The organism is Amycolatopsis sp. NPDC034160 (assembly GCF_055575355.1).
The window spans coordinates 1-10514 of record NZ_JBVISU010000045.1; the positions used below are offsets into that span (position 1 = coordinate 1).

At 64.3% G+C, this 10514-nt stretch carries 7 protein-coding genes; all 7 read right to left on the bottom strand.

Features of this window, described 5'->3' with window-relative positions; translation table 11 throughout:
• Nucleotides 1-155 precede the first annotated feature (155 nt).
• Nucleotides 156-1373, bottom strand: coding sequence for an IS256 family transposase (locus tag ACZ54P_RS40615; RefSeq protein ID WP_465466952.1), 1218 nt, complete (start codon nucleotides 1371-1373; stop codon nucleotides 156-158).
• Entirely contained in the window at nucleotides 1351-2724 is a 1374-nt protein-coding gene (locus tag ACZ54P_RS40620) for a hypothetical protein (protein ID WP_465466953.1), read from the bottom strand. Before ACZ54P_RS40620 ends, ACZ54P_RS40615 begins: the two co-directional genes overlap by 23 nt.
• A 249-nt stretch (nucleotides 2725-2973) precedes the next feature.
• A complete protein-coding gene (locus ACZ54P_RS40625; protein WP_465466954.1) occupies nucleotides 2974-3165 on the bottom strand; it encodes a hypothetical protein in 192 nt (63 codons plus the stop codon).
• A 273-nt stretch (nucleotides 3166-3438) separates the two neighbouring features.
• Nucleotides 3439-6870 carry a WD40 repeat domain-containing protein gene (locus ACZ54P_RS40630; protein ID WP_465466955.1) on the bottom strand — a complete coding sequence of 1144 codons (3432 nt, stop codon included), beginning with the start codon at nucleotides 6868-6870 and terminating at the stop codon, nucleotides 3439-3441.
• On the bottom strand, nucleotides 6867-8138 hold the full coding sequence (locus tag ACZ54P_RS40635) for a hypothetical protein (protein WP_465466956.1): 1272 nt from the start codon (nucleotides 8136-8138) through the stop codon (nucleotides 6867-6869). The genes ACZ54P_RS40630 and ACZ54P_RS40635 overlap by 4 nt, the downstream gene beginning before the upstream one ends.
• The gene (locus ACZ54P_RS40640; protein ID WP_465466957.1) at nucleotides 8135-8905 is read right to left on the bottom strand and encodes a nucleotidyltransferase family protein; all 771 of its coding nucleotides are present in this window, start codon (nucleotides 8903-8905) and stop codon (nucleotides 8135-8137) included. Before ACZ54P_RS40640 ends, ACZ54P_RS40635 begins: the two co-directional genes overlap by 4 nt.
• A 1013-nt stretch (nucleotides 8906-9918) precedes the next feature.
• A complete protein-coding gene (locus ACZ54P_RS40645) occupies nucleotides 9919-10263 on the bottom strand; it encodes an NYN domain-containing protein (protein WP_465466958.1) in 345 nt (114 codons plus the stop codon).
• Nucleotides 10264-10514: the final 251 nt, after the last annotated feature.

Here is a 10514-nt window from a genome sequence, read left to right on the forward strand (position 1 = left end):
GACGACCGGCACCCCATCCTGCCCACCAACCCGGAAACAACACCAACAACCACCACCAAGACCAACCCACAAACACACCGGTGGATCCAGGCTCAGCGTCTCGAATGGCACTGTCATGATTTCCGTGTAAGCCACGGATGATTTCTTGTCTTATTCTAGTGGAGTGGCATGCGGTCTGGGAAGAGTGCGGCGAGGGTGTTGAGTGCTTGTTTCCACCCTCGGGTTCCGGTTCCTGATGGTCCACCTCGGTTGCTGGTGATGTTGCGGAGTCCGAGGTAGAGCAGTTTTGTTGCGGCGGTGTCGCTGTCGAAATGGCCGCGGTTCTTGGTAATTTTCCGGAGCTGGAAGTTGATGTTCTCGATCAGGTTTGTCGTGTAGACGATTCTGCGGAGTTCGGGTGGATAGTCAAGGAATGGCGTGAAGTCGTTCCAGGCGTGCCGCCACACCTGGATCGCGGCCGGGTATTGCGTGCCGAAATTTTTGTCGAAGTGAGTGAGTGCGATTTCGGCTGCCTCGAGTGTCGGCGCGGTGTAGATGTCCCGCATGGCTGCGGCGACTTTCTTCCGGTCGCCATAGGAAACGAACCGCATGGCGTTGCGGATCACGTGCACGACGCAGGTTTGGACCACGGTGTCGGGAAACGCGCTGCGGATCGCGTCCGGCAGGCCGGTCAGGCCGTCGCAGCAGGCGATCAGGATGTCTTTCACGCCGCGGTTGCGCAGGTCGGTGACGACTTTGGCCCAGAATTTCGCCGCTTCGGCGTCGGCGATCCAGAGTCCGAGGGCGTGTTTGCGGCCTTCCATGTCCACGCCGATGGCCAGGTAGGCGACCTTGGAGGTGACCACGCCCTTGTCCTTGATCCGCAGGCCGTCGACATAGAGGATCGGGTACATCTCGTCCAGGGGCCGGGATTGCCACAGCGCGATCTCGTCGGTCACCACTTCGGTGACATTGGAGATCAGTTCCCGTGACACGTTCACGCCATATACTCCACGCAAATGGGATTCGATGTCCCGCGTGGTCATACCACGCGAATACAGCGACAGGATCGCCTCGTCGATATTGCCCAGCCTGCGTGCGCGTTTCGGCACGATCGCCGGTTCGAACGAACCGTTCCGGTCGCGCGGCACCGCCAGCTCGACCGGGCCGTTGGTGGTGGACACGGTTTTCGGGGACCTGCCGTTCCGGGAGTTCCCGGACCCGTTCCCGGCGGGGTCTCCTTTCTCATAGCCGAGATGATGGGTCATTTCCGCGTCCAGCGCCCGTTCGAGCACCGCCTTGGTCATCTCGTTCAGCAATTCTTGCGCACCCAGCGCCCCGCCGTTCGCATACGCGTCTTTCACCAACGCATCAAGCGTTTCCTGCGGCAGCACACGAGCGAGTACCTCGCCGGCCGCGGATCCCGCAGCCCGATCGGACGACGTGTTCTCGGTCACAGATGGAGCCTTTCTGGGTCGCCGTCAGCGACCCGATCCTGGTCCATCCGTGGCTTACACGGTTGTCATGACACGGCCTCTCGAATTGATTGCGGAGAAACTCAGCAGCCGGCCCGGCCACCAGCACGGCGCCGAGGAGTTCACCCTTCCAGCCGAACGCCTGCCCGAGGGTGGCTGGGTCGAAACAGCCACTGAGGATGGCACCGGCGTCCGGTGTGCTCCGGTTCAGCGCTTCCGCGCATCCCTTCACTTGCAGGAACTTTCCGGTGGCTTCGGCGATTCGGTCGTACTGGCTGATCTTGATCGCGCCGTTGCTGATGGTGCCCGCGCCAGCCCCGAAGCGGGTCAGGATGTTGATCAGCGTGGTCACCCCGAATTCGAGCTGGTACAACGATTCGGCGAACCCGTCGTACTCTGTCGTGAAGCTCACGCTTTGGTCCTTGGCGAGCTGGTAGCTCAGTGCAGCTTGGTCGAACGGCATCAGCTCTGTGCGCTTGTCGCTGAACGACTGCTGGGCCAGCCATTGCAAGCCGAACCGGTCTTTCGGCCGCTGCGCGACGGTGGTTCCGGCGTGGTTCACCAGGACCGGATATCGGCATTTATCAACGATCCGCACCGTCGGCTTGCCGCCTTCGATCCCCAGGCACCAATACAACGGATCGCTGCCCTTCGAACCGATCGAGTAACCCTGGGCGCGGGCGTCCTGCTGACCCGGACACTGCGGTTTCTCGGCATCGGCGAACGCATCACTGGTCAACGAGTCGAAGCTATTCTTCAGCTCGGTCTTCGCCGCGTCCACCAGGTTGCTAAAACTGCGGAACAGGGGATCCCACCACGACAGGTGGTTCGTCGTGACAAAGGCGTAGCCACCTTCCACTTTGGACGGTACTACGAGCTCCCAGCTGTCGGCTGTAACCGTTCGATTGACCGCGATGATCACGTCGGCGGCCTCGACCGGCCGGTTCAACGCGAAGCGTAGCGTGACCGGCTGGGCAAGCTTTCCGTCCGGGGTGATGTGCACAACCCCGTTCAGCGACTCGGTTTCCGAGAATGACGGCTTCGCTACCTGATTGTCGGCAACTGCTTTCAACGTGTCCGGAGCGCTGTCCGCGACACTCACCCCGCTGCCGAGGTCCCGGAACGTCTCACCGGCGGCGGACGCGGCCGAACCGCCCCGCAGCGACCCGTCGCTCAGCAACCACGCCGACACTCCCCCAGCCACCAGTGCTACCACCAGCGCCAATACCAACACAAGGCGGCGCTGGCGAATGGCCTTCGGCGTTGCCACCACAAGCCTCCTCCTCCGCCCTCTTGTGCGCTGAGCGGACTACGGGCGAGTGTCCGATCTCCCCCACAGTCTCTTCACCGGCCGCGTGCGTTACGACGCCACTTGCGCAGGGGGGTAGCCCGGACACCGCGGGTGTCGCGGGCCGCTGTGGTCGAGTCCAATCCGCTCAGCTTCCGGTGTGACGGCACCGTCAGCGTCTCCGGCTCTGAGGAGCCGCAGCAACCGCCCGCCGGAGTCGTGTCGCCCGGGTCATCGAATAACTGCACCGCCACACACGCCGGTCGCGTCCAGGATCAGCTGGACGCGTACGGCCTCGTCGTGGGCGCCGGCCAGTTCGGCAGCGATCAGGCCGGACCAGCTTAACCGCGCCACCCGCATCACGATCGCCCAGCTAACCGCCGACGCCGACCAGGGCTGTTTCCGGTCAACCACAGAGGTCATCGCGCCAAACTCGTTATGGACCAAGCCTCCTATGGAGTCTGCGGCAGTACTGCGGGACCCGGCTGAGGTTGTCGTAGATTCCCTCCTCGAAGTAGTACACCCAGCTATCGCGCCGGGTGGGCCTGCAGGCGCAGCGCACCTTTCGAAGAGGGTGTTGTACCCGCGCCAACCTCACTGGCGTGCACGGACCGCTCGCCTGACCCGATTATTTCAAAAAACAGCAAGAGCGGACTGCGACTCGTGCTCACGGCTCGCTGCTACCTCGACTTGGCCTCACTTGCAGGTCAAGTCTTCCAGAACTTCGGCAGTCGTAAATCGCTTCCATTCCTCGGGTGTGAGATTCCTGCCTGCTGACCTACATGCCTCGCGCGCCCAGTGTTCGGAATCCACGCTCCACGGGATGATGAGGCCGCCGCCGCCCGCGCTAACCACGGACTTGCCGGTCGGCGCGCCCATCAGCGAGGTCGCGGCCCATGGGGTCGCGCTGATGTTGTCCGCAGGTGTGGGGATGGTGAAGAAACCGAGGCGGGTGGCGGACTGAGTGGACCACAGCTCGATGTTGCCCTGCTCGGTCAGCCTCGACACCAGGTCGGTTTCAGGGATCGCTGCCACGGCTTGGGTGTAGCTGGCAGCGCCCGGCATTCGGCCGGCGAGCACGTAGTCTTTGGTAGTCCACCTGTCGAGCTGACCATCTTGCCGCTGGACGAGCAGTTCACCGGTCCCGAACGTGATAGCTGTCGCCGGTGAGTCCGGTTCGATCACATGATTGGCTCCGCTGCCGATCTCGGTGACCCGCACCTTACCTTCCGGGAGGACGATTGCCGCCAGGCTCGCATCAGCACTGACCGCAGCCTTGCCCAATTGCTCAGCGGATGGCGGTGCGAGAACGTTGTCCAGGCCGGCGTGGCGGTCGAGGACTGCCCCGGACACTGCGTCGCGCACACAGATCCGACCTCGGTCGTCGACTTGGACGATTTTCGAGCGGTCGGCGGTGAGCCGTGCAGCGAGCACGGTGCCGCTCCTATCATTTCCATCGCTATTGGCTGTGGGCCAGGTGTCGATGCTTTGCGGGTCGGCGGAGATACGCACTGCGTCTGTGTTCGCGGCCCCGTTGTGTCCCAGAAAGTTGATCGCATTGCCGTTGGCGTCCCAGAGCGGTTGTGACGTGGCACCAGGAAGCGGGGTCAGCTTCTGACCATCTGGCCAGCCGGGGCTGTTCGTCACCACCAATTCATCGCTACCGAACGCGATGACTCGCCGGCCATCGGGTGAGATATCGACCTTCGGGGGTATGCCTACGGTCGGTGAGGACGGCGCGGTGCGGGGGACATTGGTTACCAGGGGTGATACCTGCTCGAGGTCGAACAACGCCACGCTCGAGCCGGACACGGCGGCCAAGTGGCGGTGCCCGTCGCCGACGAACGCCACGGCTGACACCCGGCCCACGCCGCTGAGCTTAGCCGGTGTGGTCTGAACCGGGTTACCGTCGATCTCCTTGCCGATCTCGGACACCCAGAGATCCTCGCCCACAGCAATTGCCACCTCGCCACCATCGGCAGACACGGCGTGGTGGCTAGGTGTGTCGACACCATCGAGGTGGATCGATTCCGCGGCGGTCTTGCCGGAGGCCGGGTTCGCGGGCATGACCGTGACCTCGCCGTACTTCGACCAGACCACGTAGTCCCCGTTGACCGAGTAGCCGCAACACAGGTACGACGCGGGCGTCAGTAGCTCACCCCCCTGACTCTTCGGCCTTAAGTCGCTCGTGGTGTAGGTAGCCCACCGCCCGGTTTCCGACCCGACCGTGATCGTTTTATCGTCGCTTCTCCCGACGAAGGACGGCATGATCCCGTCCGTCCCTACCGGCGCCTCCGCGCTGCGAACGACCTGTGCCGACTCGTTGTCGATGAGGCGGAGCTGTCGGGTGTATTCCGAGTCAGCGGCGAGCGCGGCGACGGTACGACCCGAGGGCGAGATCGACAGTGGGTGGCCGGGGCCCTCCACCTTTAGTTCGGTCGAGACCGGTGCGGTGCCTTTGTCGGGGTGCCAGAGGTATACGTGGGTGGCGTCCGCCGCCGCGACGAGTGACCCTGTCTGGTCTGAGGTCACCGCCGTGATGGGAGACCCGCTGACGTGGACCTTCTTCGACTGGGCGCCGTTAACGTCCCGCAGCACAAGGTCGCCGGAGGCGGTCCCGAACACCAGTTTCGCCCCGTCGCGGGTCGCTTCCATGGCGCTCACCTCGAAGTCGATGGGCATGAACCGAACCAGTTGCGGGCTGGCAGCCGCCACTTGGAAGAGCGCGGATAGTGTCTGCGGATTGGGCGACTTTCGGTAGGCGGCGACAGCGAGCAGTCGAGCGGTGTCGAGACGGGTGTTGAGGTTCGACAATGCCGTGGCAGCCAATTTCGACGCGTTGGCCTGCTTCTCGTTGGCTGCCGACTCCCGGGCGATAGTAATAAACACGGGGACCCCAACACCCAGGATGCCCACTGCGACGGTCAGCGCGACGACAGCCAAGCGCAACGGTCGCACCCGGCGACTGGCACGGGCGGCCTGCCGCCACGTGGCCGCCGGTCGGCGGACGACGTTACGGACGCCTTTCGCCTCAGCCTTCTTGACTTCCTCCTGGTCGACCTCCGGAAAGATCAGCACGGTGTCATCGCTCAACTTCGTGATCTTCGACTCGTACCCGCTCACGCCCGCGGTCCTGGTCAGGTTGGCGGGGTCGAGCGCTCCGGTGATCGCGAACCTGTGGTTCAAGCGCCGGATCGTGAACCCGCCGACGAAACGGCGGGCGAGCCTGCGGTGCTCGGCGATCAGCACAGTGAATGCGAGGCCCAAGGACGGACCGGCGATGTAATTGACAGGCCCGTCAGCGGTTGTCAGGGACCACAACAGTGCGCCGTGACGGGCCCCTCGCGACGCGGTCCACGCGGCTGCTAGCGCGGACGCGAACTGCGCGTCAGCGGCACCGAGCGACATGGCCGCGGGGTGGGCGAACAGACCTTTGGGGAAGTTCGGAAGCCACCACAGCTCCAGGATGGCTTGTTGGCCTTCGCTGCCCCTGTCGAACAGCACTCGCACGCTGGGTCCACGCCTCCCGGGGAGGCGGCGGTCGGCGAACCACCGCCGGACTCGGGACTGGCGCGAAACGGGCGGTTGTCCTTCAGAGCCTTCCCCTGCCTGGAACCAGCCGTCCAGCGCCAGTAACTGGCACAGCACCATGACGTCCAGCTGTCCAGAATCCACCAACTCCCGAAGCACGTTGATATGGGGACCGGAGGCGTTACTCGGAAGCCGGTGGACCGGTTCGGTCGCAGTGGCGAGTCCGCTGAGCTCGCGCCAGTCTCGGAAGACCGCGAGATGGGCGATCGCATTCTCGGGCTTGTCGACCAGCACCAGGCCGAGTGCTGCCACCGCGCGGGTTGCACTGACCACGGGGCTCTCCCGAGCGCCTTTGAAGGGTGCCTCATTGACAGCACTGGTCCCGCGGTTCAGAGCGTCATGGAGGATCGTGTCGCCACTGCACATCTGTTGCAGCCCGGCGACGTCGTTCATCGCGACCAGGTGCCGCACATAGATGAATAGGCCTGGGACTGCGCCCTTGAGCAGGCTTCTCGCCTGCTGCTTCTGCCTCAGGTTGGCAGACCGGCCGGCAGGCAGCTCAGCCAGTAAATCGCTCAAGTCCATGTCCCGGTTCATCGGCGCGACCTGTATTCCCGAAGAGCCTGAACCACCGGGTGGTGATCGGGCAGGCCGACGGTGATCCGATCCCACTGGTACATTGCTGGCCCGGTGGCAAAGTCCATGGAACGCACCAGTTCCGGCACGGGAACCGACACCAGCTCGGCTGGATCGATCGGCAGGTCCTCCACGTCCACCGTCGACATACCCTGCGGCAGCGGGAAGGTCACGTCACCCGTCCAATGGTCCCCGACCCGGTCCAGTGGAATCCAGAGGGTGATGGTGGCCCCAGTCTCCTCCGAGGTGACCCGCACAGGTTGGACCGGTAGGTCGAGCCGGTCGATGGGGCCGTCCCGGTCGCCGTCCGCTGCGACGATCTCCATCGACAGTTCGAGATTGCCTCCCTGTGTTTCCGACATGGACACCAGATGGGATTGCTCGTCGAAGTTCACAGTGACGTCGCGGTACGCCTCATTCGATGCAGCAGCGGAAAGCACGGAGTCGAAGATGGCTCGAAGACGCGGCACTGTGGTGTCGCCGCGCAAACGGGAGGCGACAACCCGGGACGAGTGCAGGTACATCGGGTCCAGTCCGCCGATGACCTCGACCAAGTCCAAGAGGCTCGTGCGTATGTGTTGCGGAATCCGCTCCACGACCACGTCTCGAAAGCTGTCGAGGAAAGCTGCGGCGCCTGCTCGAGCCATCCTGGGGTTCCGGCCGAGAAGTCCCTCGTCAAGCTGTTCCAGAGCACCACAGGGTCCCACGATCGCGGGGGTAAGCCAGTGGGCGATGTGGACTGGCTCACCGTCGGCTGACCCGCCACGCAGGATTCTCGTCACCGACCGCGCTCCCGAGTCGAGCAGGTGCCAAGGCAGGATCGTGAACGCCTCATCGCCTGGGTTTCCTTCGGCGCGCAACCGCTCCAGCAGCCAGAACCGCAGCCACGGGCTTGCGGTCGCCAGCGTCGACAGTTGCGCGGCGGTGCCGGAACCGAGGCTGCGCCATTGCGCCTCGACGGCTGCCACGACCTCGACCTCCGCGGGCGCGGCCGCGATCGGGCGGCCATAGTCGTCAATCTCGACGACGGCCGAGCCATCCTCGAGCGACAGGCCCAGACCAGTCCTGAGCTGGTCAAGCTGCACTGCGATGCGTTTCCAGCCTGTGGCGAACTGCGGCAGGGCACGGGCGTCTGCCCGGTGGTCGCCGTCGTTGACCACGACGGGGGCGGCCGGGTGGAGGGGTAGGCGCGCGACCCACGGGCTCAGCGGACGGTGGACGGCGGTCATCGCTGGCCTCCGATCAGCGTGGTGATCACGGTGCGGCCCGGTTCCGACAACAGGTTCGCGAAGGCGTCCTGCTCTTCTGCGGCCGCCCGCACTGATTTCGCATACTCCTTGGCTAGCCGACGCCAGCAGCCGGGGGTCAGCACTTGGGGCAGGTGTGGGTCCAGGCGACCGATCCAGGCTGACAGAAGCTCGTCCTGATGCCGAATATTCCACCGGTGGGCGAACTTGGCAGCCCGCACGATGATGGTCGCGGCGTCTACAGGTGCCAGGACCGACGCCAGGGGGCGGAAGCGCGGGTGGAACGGGGGCCGGTCCGCCAGTCGTAGGTCGTCGATCCCGTAGCCCGAACCGTCGAGGACGTGGTGGTCCATGACGTCGTAAAGCAGGGCGTTGAATGAAAAGTCTCGCGTGAGGGCATCCTCGGCGATGCTGGAGCCCACCACGGGGTAGGCGAATCCGGTCCGCTTGAGCCCGCAGTACTCGACCAGTCTGTCGTCTTTCGCGCTCGGCTTGCCCGCACTGTGCGGCGGGATTGCCGCACACACCAGGGAGTGCGGAGTGATGGTGCTGCGGTGCTCGCTCATCCGGTTCGATCTCAGCGCGACCCGCGCCAGGTCGGTGAACCTGCCTGGTGGGACTGTTCCTGTCAGGTCCAGGTCATTGACCGAGTGCAACGGCAACCCTGCCAGCAGGTCCCGGACCGCGCCGCCCGCCAACCACGACCGGTGCCCGGTGGCATGGATTGTCGCGGTCAGCGTCCTGATCACTGGCTGCCATGGAGCACCGGGTGAATCGAGCAGAAGCTGTGCGCGGTCTGCGGTGCCATCCCCGACGTCCTCCGCTTTGTGGATCCTTTCCGGCGGAAGATCGCCGGGTGGGACTGGTGCCTGCGCAGTGGCATTCTCTGATGTCAGCGGGACAGGGCGGGCCACAGGGCGGTTCAGCCCCTCTCCTTCGAAGACCAGGCAGTCCCCCGCTGAGGAGGGGGCCCACGTCTCGTCCGCGTCTTCCGGCGGTAGCCAGGTGAATCCAGCCACGCGCCGCCCGTCAATGAGATCGCCAACCATCAGAGGACGCAAAACCGAGCTGACAGCTCCAGCTTGCTTGGGCATTCATAACTCCGCATCCAGCAGAAACGAGCCTGCATACACGCAGTACCACGAAATATGGGCGATACGCGCGGAGCCAGCTCGATGGAGTCGGGCAGGTGTATTCCTGCTCCCAGCGCGGTGCGATGAGTTCTTCAACTTATCACGGAGAAACTCCGCGTCTCAAGCCTGATATCGGCGTGCACCGTCCTCGCGAACTTGACCAGCGAGATTCAGTCCCGGCGCACTGCGTCCACCAGCCAGGCCCGGAACACCCTAAGAGAGCAGATACCTGCTGGTCTGTGGACGATCGACCGCCGTGCCCGGCGGGCGAGTTGGTCCTTTGTGTTACGCCACAACAACCTAGGACGACATCCTGGGACAATCCGACCTTGCGAACCTCTTTTCCGTGCCTGTGCATGGATAGCTTGATTTTGCTACTGACCGACCGGTGCTGGCCTAGTGCATACATCAAGAGTCGCTCGCCGTCCCGGATGTCAGAGCTCGCCTTGACGGCTGGTTGCGCGCTCGGTTCGATCGCGGCCATCAGTATGCCCCTGTGGTTGCATTCCGAACACTGACACCAACTGCGGGCTGACCGAGGCTTCCGTTCCCACGCCGACGGCGTGCTTGCCGAATTCACGCAGTCATTGCACGAACGGCGAGTAGTCGCCGGCGTCGGCGACCAGCAACTACATCCCCACATCCGGGTGGGTGATGACCGTTTCCATGACGTTTGACGGCCAGGTGGATGCCCGCAGCGTTTTCTGCTGGATCCTGATGCGGTGCAGATGGATGAGGTCGACGCCGTTCATGGCGAGGCCCTGCTGGTACTTGCCGAACTGTTGTTTCGCCCAGCCAGCGTAAGCCCGGCGGTTGGAAGCGTTGCCGTAGTCGCGGCACACCGTCTTCAGCGCCGCGTAAGGGATCGAATTGGCCTGGTCGGGGAGGGTGTTGACGGCCCCGTTGGCCAGGTTCTCGAAGTCGATGAACACCGCAGCATGTTCGGTGTTCCCGGCGTGTCCGTCTGCTGCCATCTGCTCCTCCGCCGTGCGAGGCAAGGCTCCATGCCGCTGCATGTGTCCGCGATACATCTGCTTCAGTTAGGTCGCATGCAGCGGTGGCCCACCGCTCCCGCGAGAGTCGCGGGCCGGCGGGCCAACGTTACGTGCAGCGGGATGACGTGTGTGCCGCTAGTGCTGTGACCACATAGGTTGGCCGGGTTGGTCAGGCTGCGTGGGTGGTGCGCTGGCCCCAGGTGTGTTGGCGTTCGCTGCGGACGCGTGCT

Excerpts from the sequence above, each read along its gene's own strand:
- ACZ54P_RS40630 (WP_465466955.1), bottom strand. The coding sequence starts at position 6,870 with ATGAACCGGGACATGGACTTGAGCGATTTACTGGCTGAGCTGCCTGCC.
- ACZ54P_RS40625 (WP_465466954.1), bottom strand. The coding sequence starts at position 3,165 with ATGACCTCTGTGGTTGACCGGAAACAGCCCTGGTCGGCGTCGGCGGTT.
- ACZ54P_RS40645 (WP_465466958.1), bottom strand. The coding sequence starts at position 10,263 with ATGGCAGCAGACGGACACGCCGGGAACACCGAACATGCTGCGGTGTTC.
- ACZ54P_RS40635 (WP_465466956.1), bottom strand. The coding sequence starts at position 8,138 with ATGACCGCCGTCCACCGTCCGCTGAGCCCGTGGGTCGCGCGCCTACCC.